Annotated in this window: 22 protein-coding genes; 1 reads left to right on the top strand and 21 read right to left on the bottom strand. The window is 47.3% G+C overall.

Going from position 1 to position 17,767, the window contains the following annotated elements:
• Positions 1 to 58 precede the first annotated feature (58 nt).
• From STRDD11_RS00370 to STRDD11_RS00405, 8 genes are all read right to left on the bottom strand, one after another.
• Positions 59 to 1,150, bottom strand: coding sequence for a nucleotidyltransferase (locus STRDD11_RS00370; protein ID WP_128834277.1), 1,092 nt, complete (start codon positions 1,148 to 1,150; stop codon positions 59 to 61).
• Position 1,151: 1 nt separating this feature from the next.
• Positions 1,152 to 1,886: a class I SAM-dependent DNA methyltransferase gene (locus STRDD11_RS00375; RefSeq protein WP_128834279.1), complete on the bottom strand. Its 735-nt coding sequence runs from the start codon at positions 1,884 to 1,886 to the stop codon at positions 1,152 to 1,154.
• Between the two features lie 94 nt (positions 1,887 to 1,980).
• Positions 1,981 to 2,346 carry a ribosome silencing factor gene (gene rsfS, locus STRDD11_RS00380; protein ID WP_128834281.1) on the bottom strand — a complete coding sequence of 122 codons (366 nt, stop codon included), beginning with the start codon at positions 2,344 to 2,346 and terminating at the stop codon, positions 1,981 to 1,983.
• Between the two features lie 12 nt (positions 2,347 to 2,358).
• Positions 2,359 to 2,958, bottom strand: coding sequence for a bis(5'-nucleosyl)-tetraphosphatase (symmetrical) YqeK (yqeK, locus tag STRDD11_RS00385; protein ID WP_128834283.1), 600 nt, complete (start codon positions 2,956 to 2,958; stop codon positions 2,359 to 2,361).
• The gene (locus STRDD11_RS00390) at positions 2,955 to 3,587 is read right to left on the bottom strand and encodes a nicotinate-nucleotide adenylyltransferase (protein ID WP_128834286.1); all 633 of its coding nucleotides are present in this window, start codon (positions 3,585 to 3,587) and stop codon (positions 2,955 to 2,957) included. Before STRDD11_RS00390 ends, yqeK begins: the two co-directional genes overlap by 4 nt.
• 30 nt (positions 3,588 to 3,617) lie before the next feature.
• Complete coding sequence (gene yhbY / locus STRDD11_RS00395; protein WP_128834288.1) at positions 3,618 to 3,929, bottom strand: ribosome assembly RNA-binding protein YhbY; 312 nt, start codon at positions 3,927 to 3,929, stop codon at positions 3,618 to 3,620.
• 92 nt (positions 3,930 to 4,021) lie between these two features.
• The gene (gene yqeH, locus STRDD11_RS00400; protein WP_128834290.1) at positions 4,022 to 5,128 is read right to left on the bottom strand and encodes a ribosome biogenesis GTPase YqeH; all 1,107 of its coding nucleotides are present in this window, start codon (positions 5,126 to 5,128) and stop codon (positions 4,022 to 4,024) included.
• A 6-nt stretch (positions 5,129 to 5,134) separates the two neighbouring features.
• Positions 5,135 to 5,662 (bottom strand): YqeG family HAD IIIA-type phosphatase, encoded by a 528-nt coding sequence (locus tag STRDD11_RS00405; protein WP_241209258.1) that lies wholly within the window; start codon positions 5,660 to 5,662, stop codon positions 5,135 to 5,137.
• A 129-nt stretch (positions 5,663 to 5,791) separates the two neighbouring features.
• Between STRDD11_RS00405 and STRDD11_RS00410 the strand changes: the two genes are divergently transcribed.
• Positions 5,792 to 6,418 carry a TVP38/TMEM64 family protein gene (locus tag STRDD11_RS00410; protein ID WP_128834295.1) on the top strand — a complete coding sequence of 209 codons (627 nt, stop codon included), beginning with the start codon at positions 5,792 to 5,794 and terminating at the stop codon, positions 6,416 to 6,418.
• Between the two features lie 55 nt (positions 6,419 to 6,473).
• Here STRDD11_RS00410 and STRDD11_RS00415 read toward each other — a convergent pair whose 3' ends face one another.
• The 13 genes from STRDD11_RS00415 to STRDD11_RS00470 form a co-directional block, all read right to left on the bottom strand.
• On the bottom strand, positions 6,474 to 7,520 hold the full coding sequence (locus STRDD11_RS00415; protein WP_128834298.1) for a 2,3-butanediol dehydrogenase: 1,047 nt from the start codon (positions 7,518 to 7,520) through the stop codon (positions 6,474 to 6,476).
• Positions 7,521 to 7,621: 101 nt separating this feature from the next.
• A complete protein-coding gene (locus STRDD11_RS00420) occupies positions 7,622 to 7,978 on the bottom strand; it encodes a hypothetical protein (RefSeq protein ID WP_128834300.1) in 357 nt (118 codons plus the stop codon).
• A 79-nt stretch (positions 7,979 to 8,057) separates the two neighbouring features.
• Positions 8,058 to 8,492 carry a hypothetical protein gene (locus tag STRDD11_RS00425; RefSeq protein WP_128834302.1) on the bottom strand — a complete coding sequence of 145 codons (435 nt, stop codon included), beginning with the start codon at positions 8,490 to 8,492 and terminating at the stop codon, positions 8,058 to 8,060.
• A complete protein-coding gene (locus tag STRDD11_RS00430) occupies positions 8,492 to 8,908 on the bottom strand; it encodes a hypothetical protein (protein WP_128834304.1) in 417 nt (138 codons plus the stop codon). Before STRDD11_RS00430 ends, STRDD11_RS00425 begins: the two co-directional genes overlap by 1 nt.
• Positions 8,901 to 9,287 carry a hypothetical protein gene (locus STRDD11_RS13995; RefSeq protein WP_241209259.1) on the bottom strand — a complete coding sequence of 129 codons (387 nt, stop codon included), beginning with the start codon at positions 9,285 to 9,287 and terminating at the stop codon, positions 8,901 to 8,903. The genes STRDD11_RS00430 and STRDD11_RS13995 overlap by 8 nt, the downstream gene beginning before the upstream one ends.
• Positions 9,269 to 10,165 carry a Tle-like phospholipase domain-containing protein gene (locus tag STRDD11_RS00435; protein ID WP_241209260.1) on the bottom strand — a complete coding sequence of 299 codons (897 nt, stop codon included), beginning with the start codon at positions 10,163 to 10,165 and terminating at the stop codon, positions 9,269 to 9,271. Before STRDD11_RS00435 ends, STRDD11_RS13995 begins: the two co-directional genes overlap by 19 nt.
• A 2-nt stretch (positions 10,166 to 10,167) precedes the next feature.
• Positions 10,168 to 10,884 (bottom strand): tandem-type lipoprotein, encoded by a 717-nt coding sequence (locus tag STRDD11_RS00440; RefSeq protein ID WP_128834306.1) that lies wholly within the window; start codon positions 10,882 to 10,884, stop codon positions 10,168 to 10,170.
• A 70-nt stretch (positions 10,885 to 10,954) separates the two neighbouring features.
• A complete protein-coding gene (locus STRDD11_RS00445; RefSeq protein WP_241209261.1) occupies positions 10,955 to 11,623 on the bottom strand; it encodes a Tle-like phospholipase domain-containing protein in 669 nt (222 codons plus the stop codon).
• Between the two features lie 556 nt (positions 11,624 to 12,179).
• Positions 12,180 to 13,613: an Asp-tRNA(Asn)/Glu-tRNA(Gln) amidotransferase subunit GatB gene (gene gatB / locus STRDD11_RS00450; RefSeq protein ID WP_128834309.1), complete on the bottom strand. Its 1,434-nt coding sequence runs from the start codon at positions 13,611 to 13,613 to the stop codon at positions 12,180 to 12,182.
• The gene (gene gatA / locus STRDD11_RS00455) at positions 13,613 to 15,079 is read right to left on the bottom strand and encodes an Asp-tRNA(Asn)/Glu-tRNA(Gln) amidotransferase subunit GatA (protein WP_128834311.1); all 1,467 of its coding nucleotides are present in this window, start codon (positions 15,077 to 15,079) and stop codon (positions 13,613 to 13,615) included. The genes gatB and gatA overlap by 1 nt, the downstream gene beginning before the upstream one ends.
• Positions 15,079 to 15,381, bottom strand: a complete 303-nt coding sequence (gene gatC / locus STRDD11_RS00460) for an Asp-tRNA(Asn)/Glu-tRNA(Gln) amidotransferase subunit GatC (RefSeq protein WP_128834313.1) — start codon at positions 15,379 to 15,381, stop codon at positions 15,079 to 15,081. The genes gatA and gatC overlap by 1 nt, the downstream gene beginning before the upstream one ends.
• A 120-nt stretch (positions 15,382 to 15,501) precedes the next feature.
• Positions 15,502 to 17,250: an aspartate--tRNA ligase gene (aspS, locus tag STRDD11_RS00465; protein WP_128834315.1), complete on the bottom strand. Its 1,749-nt coding sequence runs from the start codon at positions 17,248 to 17,250 to the stop codon at positions 15,502 to 15,504.
• A 299-nt stretch (positions 17,251 to 17,549) separates the two neighbouring features.
• Positions 17,550 to 17,767 (bottom strand): cysteine hydrolase family protein (locus tag STRDD11_RS00470; protein WP_164828321.1); only part of this gene is annotated, 218 nt, incomplete at its 5' end.

Below are 17,767 nucleotides of genomic sequence, written 5' to 3' on the forward strand. Positions count from 1 at the left end.
CCCGGCAGCTCTGCCGGTTTGGCTGATGTCAGGACGTCTCATACTCTTCAAAAAGCAATTAAAAGGCCATAAGAGGGACCCGCCCAATATTCTGCTCGCTCAGCTGATGGTTTGCCAGCTGATAGACTCGGTCTGCCTGCTGGGTCAGACTGTCCCAGGGCTCTTTGCCGATGCGGCTGATGAGGCTGGTCTGATGTTTGACAGAAGACAGGTACTGGCGTCCAGCCTGACTGAAGCCCAAAATATGAATCCCCTGCGGCAGTTCTGCTTCCTCTGCCCCTACCAGAATATAAGTCAGAATCCTCCTGACCCGGGCCTTGGTATAGCGCTTGGTCGCCACCTGCTCGACCAATTCTTCTATCGTACGGCTCTTTTTGACTGCCTGCTCTATGCGGACGGCCAGCTCTTCATTGACCTGATAAAAAACGGTCAAATCAGGAGAAGTCAGAATCTGATAGCAGAGATAGGGGAAAAGCTCCTGCCAAGTTACCTTGGGTGCAGCCTGCAGAAGTTGCGGCGACTGCGCAAAGCGGGTCAGAAAGTCCGGCTGATCCAGATGCTGGCGCAGAGCTGTAGCCGAGACAAAGGCATGGTCTACTGCCAGCGAATGATAGCCGGCTCCCTGCCGCTGGATGGGCCGCAGAGCGATCTGCCGGCCGGCTGCTGCCTTGGCATAGGCCAGCCCCAAAATATGATTGGGCGTAGAACCTGAGAAATCCAAACCAGCAAAGGTCTGCCACATAGCCTGAGTCTTCTGGGGGTAGGAAAGGGATGCCGGCAGTTCCGCCAGATAGGCAGCCATTTCCTCCTGCCTGTCCTCATAAAGCCGGGCCAGAGCCTGATAATCCAGCATTTCTTCGGTCCCGAAGGTCAGGCAGTCGATTCCCAGCTGATCCAACATCTCCACTGCTCCCTGTGCAAAAAAGTCCGCCGCCTGCACACTGACCGAAAAAGGCAGTTCCACCACTAGGTCAGCCCCCGCCTCCAGCGCCATCTGGGTCCGGGTCCACTTATCCACGACAGCCGGCTCGCCCCGCTGGACGAAATTGCCACTCATAGCGATGATTTTCAGGCCTTCCGCCTGATTCAGCAGAAACTTGTGTCCCTTATGAAAGGGATTGAACTCCGCGATAATGCCTGTTACTGCCATCTCATTTCTCCGCCACAAAAAACCAGCGGGCACTTGTCTCCGTCGGTTCCCTGTCTTCAAAATCAGCGTACACCTTGACATTCCTGAAGCCCGCCTGCTCCAGCAAAATATCATATGTCAAAATTTCGTAAGTGCGTTCTTCGTGAACTTCATCATAGCGCGTGAAGCGGCCGTCCTCCTCCTGTACAAAGAAGGTCAGCTCATGGACCACCGAATGCGGCGCCTCATCGCTATAAGAGTCCCAAACCATGGCAAAGTCTTCTGCATTCTCGTGATAGCTGTAGCCGGGGAAGACTTCATCAATCTGGTAGGTAGAATGTACATCAAAGATGAAAATTCCATCTTCGTTCAAGCAGTCGTAAACTTGCTGAAAGACATCGGCAACTTCAACCTCATCAGCCATGTAGCAAATTGAGTCTGAGTAGCAGGTCACCAGATCAAACGGGCCAATCCCGCTCAAATCCAGCATATTGCCCTGGATAAAGGGAATATCCAAACCTGCCTCACGGCTGCGCTTCTGAGCCAAATCCAGCATTTCCTGACTCAGATCCAGCCCCGTCACCTCAAAGCCAGCCTGCTGAAAACAGATAGACTGGATACCCGTCCCACAGGCCAGCTCCAGCAGCTTTTTCTTATCCTTGGGAAAATGGCGGAGACTGAAATCTGTCCATTTCTCATAGAGAGAATCATCCATAATGGCATCATAGACTGATGCAAATGTTTCGTAGGCTGCCATGCGTTTCCTTTCTTAAAGTTTGGCTGTCTTTCAAAAAGAACCCAGCCAGCAGGCTGACTGAGCCGAGTTCTGCTTTTTGCCTAAGAGCAAAAAATCACTTGTTTTTTTCTTCCAATAAGGCTGCTACATCGACACCGGCTGCTTCGTGCCAGAGCTTTTCCAGATTGTAGTGGGCCCGCATTTCCTCGGAAAAGATATGGACGACCACGCCGCCCAAGTCCAGCAGCACCCAGCCGCCGGCTGCATCACCTTCTATATGGCTGGCTGATAAGCCTGCAGCAGCTACCTTTTCCCGAATGTTTTCCGCAATCGCATCCAGCTGCCGGCTGTTCATGGAGCTGACGATGACAAAATAGTCTGTCACCGTTGTCAGACCCTGCAAGTCCAAGGCTGTTATATCATCAGCCCGCTTCTCATCGGCCGCCTTCACGACCAGTTCCAATAATTCTTGTTCTTTCATAGTTCCTCTTTACTATTCTTCCATTTCCTTCAAATACTCCACAAAGGCATTGTAAGTCTCCAAAGTCTGCGGATAGATGGGCAGGCCTTTGTGAGCTAAATGTTCCACAGTCCTTGCTGTTTCATAGGCCACGGCTTGATGGAGCGACCGCTGGGCTAACTCTCTGGCTCTGTCCACTCCCGGAAAATCCCGGTTGTGCTCAATGTAGTCGGCCACATAGACGACCTTGTCCAAATCTGACATCTGACTGGATCCTACTGTATGAATCTCAATAGCCCGCAGGATGTCCGCATCGGTCAGTCCCAAGTCTTCCTGAATCTTGTAAATGCCTACCATGCCGTGCCAGACATTGTTGCCCCAGTTTTTCAACTCAGGGTCCAGACCGTATTTGTCAATCAAGGACAGAAACTCTTCATCAGAAACCTTCTTGGCATAATCATGCAGCAGTCCGGCCAACGCTGCCTTTTCAGGATCAACCCCAAAACGCTGAGCCAATTCCTGAGCAGCCTTTTCAACTCCCAGACAGTGCCGCAGACGCTTGGCCGGCATCACCGTCTGCATCTTGGCCAGCAGCTCTTCCCGGGTCAGACCGACATAATCTTCATAAGTCATGAATAGAGCCCTTCTTTCTTGATATAATCTAAGACTGGCTGAGGCAGCAGGTAGTTGGGCGTCCGCCCCTGCGCCAGAAAATCCCGCACCATGCTGGAAGAAATGTCCATGAGCGGTACATCCACCCAGATGACCGGGTAGGAAGTCCCGGCCTTGTAGCGCGGCCGCTGAACTCCGACAAACTGGACCAGCTCAACCAGCTCATCAATCCGATACCACTTGGGAAGGTAGTCTACCATATCTGCCCCGATGATAAAGTAATAATCCGTATCGGGATGCTGCTTAGTCAGGAGCTTCATGGTGTCATAGGTATAGCTGATGCCCTTGCGCTCCAGCTCAATGGTTTCAATTCCCAGACCTTCAATGCCTTCAATTGCTAACTCCAGCATCTTCAGCCGGTGTTTTTGGTCAATGGTTTCTTTCTTATCTACATGGGGCGGTTCGTGCTCAGGCATGAGCAGAACCTGATCCAGCCCCAGCTGCTGGCGGACCTGATCAGCCACTACCAAGTGGGCATGATGGACCGGATTAAAATTCCCGCCCAGAATCCCAATCTGCTTTCTTTTTTTATCTTTTACTTCTGGTTCCAGCTCCACTTTTGTAAAGGGAGTCAGTAATTCAATAGCCATAGGCTGTCTCCATAGATATTCACGTTTTGCTTAGATTTCCTTGACTTTGGCAGAAAGTTTGCGGTTTTCTTTCTTGCTGGACTGCTTATAGAGAATCAAGGTTCGGCCGATTTTCTGAACGGTATCCACCCCGATTTCCTCTTCCAGAATCGCTGCAGCTTCATGGATATTTTCGTCCGTATTCTGCAAGAGCGTGACCTTGATCAGCTCTCTGGCATCCAGCGCCTGACGGACACTGGTCTTGATCTGGTCGTTGAGACCGTTTTTGCCAATCTGAATGATGGGCTTGAGACTGTGAGCTTGACTGTTGAGAAAAGCCCGCTGTTTTGATGTTAATGACATATTCTTCCAAAAAGCTTGAGAGAGTAGGAGCTTCCTTTGCCTATCCCTCCTTATCGCCTTTTCCTTCCTTGTTTCTAATGGTATTTTAAAATTTAGATCAGTGCCTTCCGAGTGACCACTGCTACGCCCTCCGGCGCCCAGCCAGCTATTCGGGCAGGTCCGCTAACCCGAATCCAGCCCAAGCCTGAAAAGACCAAATCTGTCTTTTCATCAATGCGAAACTCATGTTTGACCAGCTTAGGGAAATCCTGCATTTCCTTGCTGCGGGGCGGCACCAAGAGACTGCCGGTATGCTTGTCGTAAAATTCATCCGCTCCTGCCAGCTTGGTCCGGTGAAGTTGGAGCTCATTGTCAAAGTAAGCCGTGAAGCCCTGCCTGTCCCCCGAGATAAAATCAAAGCGGCCCAAACCGGCGAGAAAGAGGGTCTGCTCTGGATTGAGCTGGTAAGTTTTGGGCTTGATTTCCTTCTTAGGACTGACATATTTGAGGTCCTTGGCTGACAGATAGTGGGCCATCTGGTGACGGTGGATAATGCCCGGCGTGTCATAGATATGACTGCCGTCTGCCAGAGGAATTTCAATCTTGTCCAGAGTCGTCCCCGGAAAGCGGGAGGTCGTGATCAGCTCCTTGTTTCCAGTAATTTCCTGAATGATAGCATTGATCAAAGTAGACTTGCCAACATTGGTCACACCGACCACATAAACATCACGGCCCCGGCGATAGTACTCAATCTTGTCCATCAGCTCTTTAATAGCCTGCTTGTTCTGAGCAGAGGTCAGGACAGTATCAACTGGCCTCAGCCCTTCCTCATGCGCCCGCTCTGTCAGCCACTGGGTGACCTTGCTGTCCTTGACCGACTTGGGCAGGATGTCTTTTTTATTGCCGACCAAGAGCACATCATTACCGGCCGCAAAGCGGGGCAGTCCGGGAATGACTGATCCATTGAAGTCAAAAATGTCGACCACATTGACCACCAAGGCATCGCTGTCTCCGACCTCATGGAGGAGGCGGAGAAAGTCATCGTCTGTCAGCTGGACATCTGTGATTTCATTATAATGGCGCAGCCTGAAGCAGCGCTGACAGTAGAGTTCGCCGCTGGCCAAGCCCTTTTCCAGTGCTGACTGCGGCGTGTAGCCCAGCTGGTCTTTCTTTTCTGTCTGAATAGGGGCACCGCAGCCAATACAGAGAAGTTCTTCCATCTAATCTTACATTCCTTTTTTATAGTCAATCGGTCCGTATGTTTCAGCAATCTTTTTCAGGACCCGGCGCTCACGCGCCCGATTAATCTGTGTTTTGATCGAATCATGCTCCACCAAAGGCTTGACCAAAATCGATCGAATACCCGCCCGATGGGCAGCCCGTATATCGGTCATGAGCTGATCGCCGACCATGACCACCTCCTGCTTTTCAAAGTGAAAGAGCTTCAGCGCCCGGTCAATGCCCCAAGTAAAAGGCTTCATAGACCAGTAAACATAGTCAATCCCAAACTTTTCGACAGCCCGCCGGACCCGCTTCTTGGTATTATTGGACACCACAATAACCCTGATGCCGGCATCCCGCAGATCATGAAGCCACTGCTTCATCTCAGGGGTTCCGTCAGGATTGTTCCAGGCAATAAGGGTATTGTCCAAATCCACCAACACCGCCTTAATCCCGTGCTTCTTCAAACTTTCTACTGTCAAGTCATAAACTGCCTCAATCGCAAAATCGGGCATATAATCTTCAATCGCCACATTCTTCTCCAAAAATTGTATTCTCACTATTATAGCATAAAATAGGCTTTTTGGCACATTCTGCCTCAAAGCTTACAAAATGCGCAAAACATGATATAGTAGAGGTAGCAATATTCTACGGAGGTTTTTATGGCAGGCAAAAATAGAGAAATGAATGCCGTCTCCCCTCTTCTGCAAAAAATCATCAACTGGTCCTCTATCATCGGAGCTGTGGGCACGATTGCCTTCTGCATCTGGGCTTATCAGGCAGGTATCCTGCAGTCAAAGGAAACCCTGTCGGCCTTTATCCAGCAGGCAGGCATCTGGGGACCGCCCCTCTTTATCTTTTTGCAGATCTTACAGACAGTCGTGCCCATTATCCCAGGGGCTTTGACCTCTGTTGCCGGCGTCTTTATCTATGGACATATCATCGGCACTCTTTACAACTACATCGGCATTGTCATCGGCTGCGCTGCCATCTTCTATCTGGCCCGTACCTATGGCCCTGCCTTTGTCCAGTCCGTCGTCAGCAGGCGCACCTATGATAAGTACATCGGCTGGCTGGATGAAGGCAACCGCTTTGAGCGCTTCTTTATTTTCATGATGATTTGGCCCATCAGTCCGGCTGACTTCCTCTGTATGCTGGCCGCCTTGACTAAGATGACTTTCAAAAAGTACATGCTGATTATCCTTCTTTGCAAGCCCATCACTCTCGTCATCTATACCTACGGACTGACCTATATCATTGATTTTTTCTGGAAAATGCTGGCAAAGTAAAGAGACAGGGTTCCACTTCCTGTCTCTTTTTCTGTGCCGTAGTGCTGCAGCATTTCTACTCAGGTGATACTAAGATTTTAATCTGTGCCTTATCCTGAGTCAGCTCAATAAAACCGTCTTGGACGATATTTTCCAGTTTGATTTTCTTAGTCACCAGCTTATCTGCTGCAAAATAGCCCTGCTCCATGAGTTCCAAAACTTTAGGGAAGATATGACGATAGGCAATGATGCCCTTGAGGGTCTTTTCCTGAATGGCAAATTCGTTGGGGTTGATATTGGCTTCGCGCTCCCAGATGGAGACGACCATACATTCTCCAGCCTTGTGGACTGCTGCCAAAGCTTGGCCCAGCACCGCTGGTACACCGGTCACTTCATAAGACACATCTGCTCCGCCGCCGGTCAGACGGTGAATGGCTGCCACTGTATCTTCGCCTTCTTCTGGTCGCACAATAATGGCCCCAAGCTCCTCTGCCTTGGCTTGACGTTCTGGAGATAATTCAACTCCATAAATCTTAGAGGCACCGGCTGCCCGCAGGGCTTCGACGATTAGGAGCCCGATTGGCCCCAAACCGAAAACAACTGCTGTGTCGCCCGTCTTAAGAGCTGACTGACGGACCGCGTAAACAGCCACAGCAGCAGGTTCTGTCAAGGCTGCCTGCTCATAGCTAAGGCTGTCTGGAACTTTGTGAACAATGTCTCCGTCCAAAACACAGTATTTGGCAAAACCACCGTCTGCCGCCAAACCGACAAAGTTTAGATTAGGGTCCAGATTATAATCACCGACAAGATTATGCTTAGCCAAAATGGGCTCAACTGTCACCCGATCGCCCACCTTGACCCGGGTCACATCACTGCCGACCTCAACAATTTCCCCAGCAAACTCATGTCCTAAAGTTACAGGCGCTTTCTGGCCGGAGTAGACATGCTCAGTTTCTGTCGGGATAAAAATCGGTCCGTCCAGATACTCATGCAAATCAGTCCCGCAGATACCGGTAAACTTGACCGCAATCTTGACCTGATGCGGCTGGACCTCAGGTACATCCACTTCTTCAATACGGACATCTTTAGCGCCATACCAACGCGCAGCATTCATTTTTGCCATAAACATACCTCGCTTTATAATTTGTTAGTTTTATTGTAAACCCTTTCAGAAATCTTGTCAAAAAATAGCATACAAAAAACCAGCATCAGCTGGTCATAGACTTATTCTGCAATTCTAGCAGTATAAAAAGGCAAAAGGAAGAGGAAGCTAATACAAAGAATCAAGAGAATCACACGAAGCCATCCGCCAAATAGAAGCGCAACCACTAAAGTTACTAAATAAACGGAAAAATTAGTAAAATTAGTTTCAATCAGCAAGGTTTGTCCTGCTTTAACTGTCACTGGCTTAGTTTTCATAGGAGCAGATCCCGCACGGACTTCTGCTTCATTAGCTGCAATTGAAAAAACAACCTCTTCTCCGTTTTTGATTGCGCCAACTTTCTGGCCATCGATAAAGACTGGAAACTTCCCAATAATCCCTACAAAACCTGTCTCGCGTTTGATTTTAATTTCCGACATAAAAGACTCCTTTGTTTTTTTATTATTTTAACATAGAAGGTAAAAGAATATATAAAATTTAACAGAATCTATGGTAAAACTAAACCAACTGTTCCCATTTGAGATTTTCTTTATTAACTGAATCCTGAGTGGCAGTTGAAAACTCGCCTTTAATTTCTGAATCGATTTGATTATTTACGGAATCAATCGTTTTCTTGGTTTTTTCACCGATTTCCTTTACTTCTTTATCAAACCCCTTAATAATACGAGTTATTGCTCGTTTTTTAGCAGGAACATATAAAGTACGGATAAGTGCTCTTTCCAAGTCTTTTTCGATTTTACTGTAAGCTTCATTAGATCGTAATTGATCCATCCCCCAATCGTAAGCTCCATGTATGCTATCTTCTACATCCCTTACTATTGGGATATTGTCTCTAGCCATACCGTTAAGTTCAGAGACTATATTACCTATGTTATCCAGTGTATCTGAGGCAAAATCATAAATTCCATTGCCAACATCTTCAAATAATCCCATCAATTTTCCTCCTGTTCCTCATCTGTCTGGTATGATTTTAACTCACTAGAAAGTTGCTCAATAACCCTCTCTTGTTTTCGATATTCTTTTTTATATCTATCTTCTAAGTCATTATATTCTCTTTCCAGCTCATGTCGCCGAGTCAAAAACTCTTCTTCATTCACCATCCTATATCGTTCAATTGTTCCTACCGCAGCTTCAAGCATGTCCTCAGTCGCATCAGGCATTTTTGAATAAGCTGATAACACAATAGAATGTTTTTCATCAAATTTTTGATTCAGACCCTTATTAAACTCATTCAATAACCCCCATTTGGTGTCCAGGTCATCCTTGGACTTTCTAAACTTATTATTAATATTATAGAGCTCTTCTTGGGCATCCACTAGCTTATCCCTAATCTTACTCCACTTATCCATGAGCAATTAATCCTTGTAGTTCTGTATCTTTTTGAACAATTTGTTCAACCCCTGCCTTAATTTTTGTCTCCAAGTCTACAAAAGAAGTTGCAATCGTATCTGCATTTGATTTAACTGATTGGCAATGACTATCCACCGCTTCTACTGTAGAGATATAATTCACGCCACTTTCGTTATAGGTTTGCTTGACTTCATCGGGAGAGAGGATGAAGCCAAAAGGTACATCATCAAGAGTATCGTACAATGCTTTGGCCTTCTCAACAGCACTTGTCACTTTTGCTTCTATAAAGGTGATAGCTGCTGTTGAGGCAGTAGATAAACCGCTAGCGACGACCAACGCTTGCTCAGAATCTAGTGCAATTAGTTCTGCCTTGGACAACCCATTTGGAGAACCCGTACCGATATCATTGACTTTGAATCGTTCTTTTTACTTTGAACGCCTTTTAATTTGACTTGAGTACTTCTTTCGACGTTCTCTATAGCAATAGTAGACTGTTCAATCTTCTGGATATCACCACTAACCGCCCGCAGATCGCCCATTAAGTGACCACCTGAATGTGGAATGACATATTCATCACCCAAATAAACTCCACCAAAACGATCAGACCATTTATTAAGAGGATCTTGCTCTGTTGTAATACGTGTCACACTTCCTGTAAACTGAGCTTTGTCACTTTCTATCTCAGCTATATTTTTTGCAGAAGCGAGTGCTAACAAAGGATTACCTATGAGTCCATTCCCAACAACTGCACCTGTAGGAACATAGAGAGGAGCTGAGTTATAGACAATGGTTTTCGGAGCATTGTATTTCAGAGCGACACGCTGAGCGACATTTCCACCCAGTGAGTGACCTGTCAAGATAACATCTTCTGGATTTAAGCCATTCTTTTTAAGAACATCCTCATAAAACTGATAAGCCGAGCTATAATGATGCCCCGTCCCAACCCCAATACCGATTCCATCTGTCAAGATTGCATCATTTGCTAAGTCAGTATCAGGATTGGTTCCTGTATAAGCAATAATGGTTTTTCCACTTGTAGTATCTTTAAAGGCAGCCCCGCTGGTTCCTGTATGAGGGTCACGAAAACTGGACACATACTCGAAATTCTCGGGCATTGCAACATTTTCTTGTTTCGAATATTCTCTTAATAAATTATTTGTCCCTTCGACCCCTTTAATTCTTGCTTTTTCAAATTCATAGCTTAATTGAGAGGCATCTAGTGTTGGGATCTTTCCATCCAAAGTTTTAAGAGCCATTATTACTCCCCCTGCTTCTTCTCTGAAATAACTTCAGAATAATATGAATAGTAGTAATCATTCTTGTCACGAAACTCCAATGAATAACCAAAGTCATTGTTATGGATTGTCTCATAAAAAATATTTACTGACATATCTAAATCATTACCACCATTCAATCCCATATACTGATTCACTATTTTATTTTTTACTTGATAAGTAATAGTTGCTGAACCAGTTTCAGGACTATATGATTTTTGTTTTACTTTCAATTTCTTTAACTCATCATTTGAAATTGTGAATAATTGTACTAATAGTTTTGAGTGTTTTAAATTAAAAATTTCTTCATCACTATTGCTCACTAAATGAAGATTTCCACCTTTATAGTATACTTCCTTTTGAAATAGAACCTCTTCTTCTAAATGACCATTTGAGTCCGTCATTGCCCTTCGTTTAACCAATTCTCCTGCTATTTCTTTAGTATTTGGATTTCCATTCAGTGTTATTTCAAAACTAATAGACGGACTATCTTCTGTTTCTTGTCTAGATTCAGTACTAATAATCTGAAAACCATGTGGAAACTTATCAAACAGGTCTTCCAAATTTTCCGTTGGATAGACCTTGCTGAGCTCAGCTGCCTTCCCTTCGATAAATTTTCGACTATTCTTTTCACTACATCCAGCTAATATCATCATTCCAAGCCCTCCTAATAACATTATCATTGCAATTTTTTTAAACATGGATTGCTCCTCCTTCTCAGAATCCAAGATAGTTACTTAAATTATACCAGTTTTAAGGTTCGGATTCAATCTAGGCAACAGCCCCAATATTCAAAGGATCTTTCTCTGTCGTAATCCGTGTGACACTTCCTGTGAACCTAGCTTTATCACTTTCTATCTCCGCTATATTTTGGGCAGAAGCAAATGCTATTAAAGGATTGCCAATCAGTCCATTCCCCACAGCAGCACCTGCGGGAACATAGAGGGGAGCTGAGTTATAGACAATGGTTTTCGGAGCATTGTATTTCAGAGCGACACGCTGAGCGACATTTCCACCCAGTGAGTGACCTGTCAAGATAACATCTTCTGGATTTAAGTCATTCTTTTTAAGAACATCCTCATAAAACTGATAAGCCGAGCTATAATGATGCCCCGTCCCAACCCCAATACCGATTCCATCTGTCAAGATTGCATCATTTGCTAAGTCAGTATCAGGATTGGTCCCTGTATAAGCAATAATGGTTTTTCCACTTGTAGTATCTTTAAAGGCAGCCCCGCTGGTTCCTGTATGAGGGTCACGAAAGCTGGACACGTATTCGAAAGTAGGGGGCATGATTTTGTTTTCGGTCTTAAAATATCTATCTACAACATTATCATCAGTCGCTCCCTTAATTCTGGCCTTTTCAAATTCATAGCTTAATTGAGAGGCATCTAGTGTTGGAATGGTTGCATCAAGAGTAACTGTTTTTTCTTCACCCATTTTTTACCTCATATTATTTATGTATTCCAATACTATAACTTTTCACGCCAATTTTTAATTTTGATAAGACGTCTCTATTAATCGTAAATTCTTGTAGCAATCGTTTAGGATTCCTTATCGTTACATTTACCTGAAGAATCTTCAATTGAATCATCCCATCTTGATAAACAATTTCACCTTCATAGAGTATTTATGTATGTTCTTTATCATTATCAATAGTTACTTTCTTCCATAAATAGTCCCAGTAATTCTTTGAGTCTCAATATTACCTTTTAACTTTACAGATTGGAACAAAGATCCTCCCTTTCCTTGTCATCATAAAGGTCTTCACTTCAAATACTAAACCCACCTGGAATCTTATCAAACAGGTCTTCCAAATTTTCTGTCGGATAGACCTTGCTGAACTCAGCTGCCTTCCCTTCAATAAATTTTCGACTACTATTTTAACTACATCCAGCTAACATAATCATCCCAAGCTCTCCTAATAATATCTTCATTGCTATTTTTTAGATTTCTACATAAAAAACCAGCCTCTTGACTGGTTTTCTACTTATTTCTATAATTTCTCCAACTCTTGATTGAGCAGCTTCTGGGCTACCTGCGGGTTGGCTTGGCCTTTGGTGGCCTTCATGAGCTGGCCGATCAGGGACTTGGCTGCATTTTTGTTGCCGCCCTTGTAGTCATTGATGGCCTTTTCATTATTGGCAAAGACTTCCTGAATGATTGGCAGGAGCTGGGCAGGGTCTGAGATTTGGACCAGACCGGCTTTTTCCACATATTCCTTGGCGGAGCCACCATTTTTAGCCAGATGGACAAAGACCTTCTTAGCAATCTTAGAAGAAATCGTTCCGTCTGAAATCAATGCAATCATTTCCGTCAGATTGTCCGGTGTCAGCTCAATCTCAGAGATGGTCTTGCCTTCGGCATTGAGGTATTGAGCCACTTCTCCTTGGAGCCAGTTAGAGACGGCTTTGGCATCACCGCCTGCTGCCACCGCAGCTTCAAAGAAGTCTGAGACGGCCTTGGTCGCTGTCAGCTGCTTGGCATCGTAGTCAGACAGGCCGTAGTCGCTGACATACTTGGCCCGGCGTTCCTTAGGAAAGGCCGGCAGGCTGTTGCGGACTTGCTCGATCCAAGCATCCTCAATCTCGAAGATTGGCAGGTCTGGCTCTGGGAAATAACGGTAGTCGGCTGAGCCTTCCTTGACCCGCATGAGGATGGTTTCACCCGTTGCTTCGTCATAGCGGCGGGTTTCCTGACGGATTTGGCCGCCGCTGCGCAGGATTTCTGCCTGACGTTTTTCCTCAAAAGCCAAGCCCTTGCGGACAAAGTTAAAGGAATTGAGGTTTTTCAGCTCGGTCTTGGTACCGAATTCTTCCTGGCCGTAAGGACGGATAGAAATATTGGCGTCCACCCGCATGGAGCCTTCCTCCATCTTGACATCGGAAATGCCGGTGTACTGGATGATTTCCTTGAGGGCTGTCAGATAGGCATAAGCCTCCTCTGGGCTGCGCATATCCGCTTCAGACACAATCTCAATCAGGGGCACCCCTTGGCGGTTGAGGTCTACATAAGAGTAGCCGTCTGCTCCGTGGGTATTTTTCCCAGCGTCTTCCTCCAAGTGGGCCCGCTCGATGCGGATTTTCTTGGTTGTGCCGTCTTCCAGCTCAATCTCAATCCAGCCATTGTAGCCGATGGGCTCATCAAACTGGGAAATCTGATAAGCCTTAGGATTGTCGGGATAGAAGTAATTCTTGCGGTCAAAGTGCATCTTCTGGTGAATGTCCATGTTCAGCGCCAGAGCCGCCTTAATCCCATAGTCGATAACCCCCTTGTTCATGACAGGCAGGACACCCGGGAAGGACCAGTCAATGATGTTGGTATTGGCATTGGGATCTTCACCGAAGTGGGCCGGAGCCGGTGAGAAAATCTTTGAATGGGTTTTCAATTCAACATGGACTTCCAGTCCAATCACTGTTTCAAAGTTCATTATTTTTCACCTCCAAAGATAAGGGGCTGCTGCTTGTGGTAGTCGGTCGTCGCTTCAAAGGCTGCAGCTGCCTGATAGATGGTCGCTTCGTCAAAATGATTCCCAATCAGCTGCAGGCCGACAGGAAGGCCGTCTGCAAAGCCAGCCGGAATCGAAATGCCCGGAAGTCCCGCCAGATTGACCGGGATGGTCAAGAGGTCGGCCAGATACATGGCCACCGGGTCTTGGTTTTGGCTGCCCAGATCATAGGCCACTGTCGGTGCAGTTGGGCCCAAGATCAGGTCATATGTTTCAAAAACCTTGGCAAAATCCTGCATAATCAAGGTCCGGACCTGACCAGCTTTCTTGAAGTAGGCATCATAATAGCCAGAGGACAGACTGAAGGTCCCCAGCATGATGCGGCGTTTGACCTCATCGCCAAAGCCCTCGCTGCGGGATTTGACATAGACATCTTCCAAATTCTCAATACCTTCTGCGCGGTAGCCATAGCGAATACCGTCAAAGCGCTGCAGGTTGGAGCTGGCTTCAGAAGAGGCAATGATATAGTAAACCGCCACACCGTACTTGCTGTGGGGCAGGCTGACTTCCTCAACGACAGCTCCCAGACTTTCCAAGTGCTTAGCCGCAGCCAGAATGGTTTCCTTGACTTTCTCATCAATCCCTTCGCCCATGTATTCCTTAGGCAGGGCAATCTTGAGACCCTTGATGTCCTGGCCAATCTTGCTGGCAAAATCCGGCACCAGCTGCTTGGAGGATGTCGAATCTTTCGGGTCGTTGCCGGAAATGACCTTCAAAAGCTGGGCATTTTCCTTGACTGTCTGAGAAAAAGGCCCAATCTGATCCAGTGAAGAACCAAAAGCAATGAGACCAAAGCGGGACACCCGGCCGTAGGTTGGCTTAAGGCCGACTACACCGTTAAAGGAAGCCGGCTGGCGGATAGAGCCGCCCGTGTCAGATCCCAGAGACAGACGAACCTGACCAGAGGCAACAGCTGTTGCTGAACCACCAGATGAACCGCCGGGAACCTTGCGGCTGTCCCAAGCATTCTTGGTCGTCTTGAAGTAAGAATTTTCGCTAGAACCACCCATGGCAAACTCGTCCATATTGGTCTTGCCGACGATAATCATATCCCGGCCATAGAGTTTTTCTACGCTGGTCGCATCGAAAATGGGCTTGTAGTTGTAAAGCATTTTTGAGGCAGCGGTTGTCAGGATGCCCTTGGTTGAGATATTGTCTTTGACCGCCAGCGGAATCCCGCTCATGAGATTGTCCGCATCAATCCCCTTAGCATCTACAGCTGCAGCCTGAGCCAGCGCTTCTTCTTCGCTGATGGTAATGAAGCTGTCCACAGCTGCTTCGCGCTCCTTAATATCTGCCAGAGTCGCCTGGGTCAGCTCCACTGCGGAAATTTCCTTCTTGACCAGCAGGTCGTGCAGCTCTTCAATGGTCTTGTGATTCAAAGTCATTAGGCATCTCCTCCGTCATCCAGGATAGCAGGCACTTTGATATAGCCCCGCTCTTTTTCAGGCACATTTTGGAAGAGCGCTTCCCGGTCCCAGCCAGGCTGAGCCGCATCTTCCCGCATGTAGTTGACATTGTCTGCTACATTGGAAGTGAAGGGAACGCCCTCCGTATCCACTTCCTTGAGCAGTTCGACCATGTCGACAATCTTTGATAAGGTCGTCGCAAACTCCGCCCTTTCCTCTGGCGAAAAAGCCAGTTTGGACAGATTGGCAACGTGGGTTACTTCTTCTTGAGTGATTTTCATCTCGAATTCCTTTCGTGAGTATTGGCCGGACTATTCAGAAATTTATTTCAGTAGTTTAGCCCCATTCCTTTCCTGCTGTCTTTCAGGAAATCGCATCATTTCATTTTACCACATTTGAGGCTAATTCTTCAATTCCAAATGCAGTTCTTTCACTTGTCTCGGATCCACCAGACTTGGACTTTCCAGCATCGGATCAAAGCCGGTGCCGTTTTTTGGAAAGGCAATGACTTGGCGGATATTTTCTTCCCCAGCCAAAATCATAACCAAGCGATCCAAGCCCAGAGCCAGACCTCCATGCGGCGGGAAGCCATAGTCCAAGGCTTCAAGGAAGAAGCCAAAGTCCCGCTCATAGTCTTCCCGGCTCATGCCCAATAGCTCAAACATCGCTTCCTGAGCCTTCCTGTCATGAATCCGCAGGCTGCCGCCTCCGATTTCATAGCCATTGAGCACAATATCATAGGCCCGGCTGCCCAGCTGACCGGGATTTTCCCCCGGCTCCTGTCCATCTTCAAAGATGCCCTGAGTGAAAGGATGGTGCATGGCCTGATAGCGGTTTTGGTCTTCATTCCACTCCAGTAGTGGCCAATCCACAACCCAGAGGAAATGAAGCAGGCTCGGATCAATCAATTCTAAAGCTTTTGCGACTTCTATGCGCAGATGACCCAAAGCTTCCTGGGCCCGGCGTTTCTTGGCCATGACCAGCAGAATCAGGTCGCCGTCTCTGGCTTCAAAGCGCTCGATAACAGCCTCGCTTTCTACCTCCAAGGCCGAAGCTAAATCACCGGACAGCTGACCATTTTCAAGCTGGAGACTGACCAAGCGGCTGCAGCCAAATTCCTTCACCTCTTGGTAGAAATGGCTGAGCTGCTTCTTGCTGAAGGCAGCCGCCGCATCCGGCACGCAGATCCCCATCAGCTCTTCTTGGCTGTCCAAGGCCTTTTTGATCAGGAGCGAGTCATTGTCCCGGCATAAGTCTGTCAGACTTTTCAGCTCGAGTCCAAAGCGGGTATCCGGCTTGTCTGAGCCAAAACGGCTCATAGCCTCTTCATAACTGATGGTCGGAAAGGCTTGGGGCAGCTCCAGACCGCGCGTTTTCTGGACAACGGCCTTGAGCATAGCCTCGACCAGCGCCCGAATCTCCTCTTCGCTGGCAAAGCTCAGCTCCAAGTCCACCTGTGTGAACTCGGGCTGGCGGTCGCCCCGCAGGTCTTCGTCACGGAAACAGCGGACAATCTGATAATAGCGTTCAAGACCAGCCCCCATCAGGAGCTGCTTGAGCATCTGCGGACTCTGCGGCAGGGCGTAGAATTGATTCTTAAAGACCCGGCTGGGAACCAAAAAGTCGCGCGCTCCTTCTGGCGTTGACTTGGTCAGGTAAGGCGTTTCTACTTCCAAGAAATCCAGCTGATTGAGATAATCGCGAATTGCTGACGTCACCTGATGGCGAAGTTTGAGATTATTGGTCATCTGCTCGCGGCGCAGGTCCAGATAGCGGTAGCGCTGCCGCAGGTCTTCTCCCGTATGGGCATGCTGGTCCAGCTCAAAGGGCAGGGGCTTGCTGCTGGCAATGACTTCAATCTTCTCCGCCCGCAGCTCCACCTGACCGGACTTGATGGCTTTGTTGACGAAGCGCTCCTCACGCTGGACGACCTGCCCGGTCACTGCAAGGACATCTTCTTTCTTGAGCTCTTCCAGCTTGGTAAAATCTGCAATCTCACCGCTGACAAAGACCTGCAGCAGCCCTTCTCGGTCCCGCAGCTCAATAAAGGCCAGTTTGCCGTGATGGCGGATATTGGCTACCCAGCCAGTCGCTGTCAGGGTCTGTCCGACTTGAGCCAGACCGTAATTACCGATAAAAATTTCTTTCATGTTTTCCCTCTCTTATCAATGTGACATTCTGAAAGTAAGCATATCGCTCGCATAAGCATTGAACTTCTGCACTTACAAAATAAAAAAACTCCCGTCCTAAAAACAGACGAGAGCCGTGGTACCACTGTTATTCGCCGCCTTAAAAGGCGGCCTCTGGGCTCGTAACGGGAGCAGCGTTTGTGCTTGGTCACACAAAAGATGTTGAAGCATGTTCTTCGGTTCTTGCTCCCTTGGCGCCGCTCTCAGCTATCAGCACTCTCTGTGCAAGTCAGCAAGCCTACTCTGCTTCTCTTTTACTCTTAAATTGTATCTATTATAGTCGAACCGAGGACATTTTGCAAGTGGTTGAGGGCAAATTGATGATTTTCTTCCGAAATGGAAGCCACGGCCGGTGCGACCACCTCAATCTGATAGCCCAGATTATAGGCATCAATCGCTGTATGCAGGACACAAATGTCCGTCAGAACACCGGTCAGAATCACCGTATCCACCTTTCTCTCCCGCAGGCGAATGTCCA

The sequence above is a fragment of the Streptococcus sp. DD11 genome (genome assembly GCF_001578865.1).
Lineage (GTDB): Bacteria > Bacillota > Bacilli > Lactobacillales > Streptococcaceae > Streptococcus > Streptococcus panodentis.

Coding starts and splice junctions, on each gene's coding strand:
- yhbY (WP_128834288.1), bottom strand. CDS start 3,929: ATGTCATTAACATCAAAACAGCGGGCTTTTCTCAACAGTCAAGCTCAC.
- STRDD11_RS00430 (WP_128834304.1), bottom strand. CDS start 8,908: ATGGATAAGTGGAGTAAGATTAGGGATAAGCTAGTGGATGCCCAAGAA.
- gatB (WP_128834309.1), bottom strand. CDS start 13,613: ATGAACTTTGAAACAGTGATTGGACTGGAAGTCCATGTTGAATTGAAA.
- STRDD11_RS00440 (WP_128834306.1), bottom strand. CDS start 10,884: ATGTTTAAAAAAATTGCAATGATAATGTTATTAGGAGGGCTTGGAATG.
- rsfS (WP_128834281.1), bottom strand. CDS start 2,346: ATGAAAGAACAAGAATTATTGGAACTGGTCGTGAAGGCGGCCGATGAG.
- STRDD11_RS00370 (WP_128834277.1), bottom strand. CDS start 1,150: ATGGCAGTAACAGGCATTATCGCGGAGTTCAATCCCTTTCATAAGGGA.
- aspS (WP_128834315.1), bottom strand. CDS start 17,250: ATGAAAGAAATTTTTATCGGTAATTACGGTCTGGCTCAAGTCGGACAG.
- STRDD11_RS00435 (WP_241209260.1), bottom strand. CDS start 10,165: ATGGCTCTTAAAACTTTGGATGGAAAGATCCCAACACTAGATGCCTCT.
- STRDD11_RS00425 (WP_128834302.1), bottom strand. CDS start 8,492: ATGGGATTATTTGAAGATGTTGGCAATGGAATTTATGATTTTGCCTCA.
- STRDD11_RS00445 (WP_241209261.1), bottom strand. CDS start 11,623: ATGGGTGAAGAAAAAACAGTTACTCTTGATGCAACCATTCCAACACTA.
- STRDD11_RS00420 (WP_128834300.1), bottom strand. CDS start 7,978: ATGTCGGAAATTAAAATCAAACGCGAGACAGGTTTTGTAGGGATTATT.
- STRDD11_RS00415 (WP_128834298.1), bottom strand. CDS start 7,520: ATGGCAAAAATGAATGCTGCGCGTTGGTATGGCGCTAAAGATGTCCGT.
- gatC (WP_128834313.1), bottom strand. CDS start 15,381: ATGAAAATCACTCAAGAAGAAGTAACCCACGTTGCCAATCTGTCCAAA.
- gatA (WP_128834311.1), bottom strand. CDS start 15,079: ATGACTTTGAATCACAAGACCATTGAAGAGCTGCACGACCTGCTGGTC.
- yqeH (WP_128834290.1), bottom strand. CDS start 5,128: ATGGAAGAACTTCTCTGTATTGGCTGCGGTGCCCCTATTCAGACAGAA.
- yqeK (WP_128834283.1), bottom strand. CDS start 2,958: ATGACTTATGAAGATTATGTCGGTCTGACCCGGGAAGAGCTGCTGGCC.
- STRDD11_RS00390 (WP_128834286.1), bottom strand. CDS start 3,587: ATGGCTATTGAATTACTGACTCCCTTTACAAAAGTGGAGCTGGAACCA.
- STRDD11_RS00410 (WP_128834295.1), top strand. CDS start 5,792: ATGGCAGGCAAAAATAGAGAAATGAATGCCGTCTCCCCTCTTCTGCAA.
- STRDD11_RS00375 (WP_128834279.1), bottom strand. CDS start 1,886: ATGGCAGCCTACGAAACATTTGCATCAGTCTATGATGCCATTATGGAT.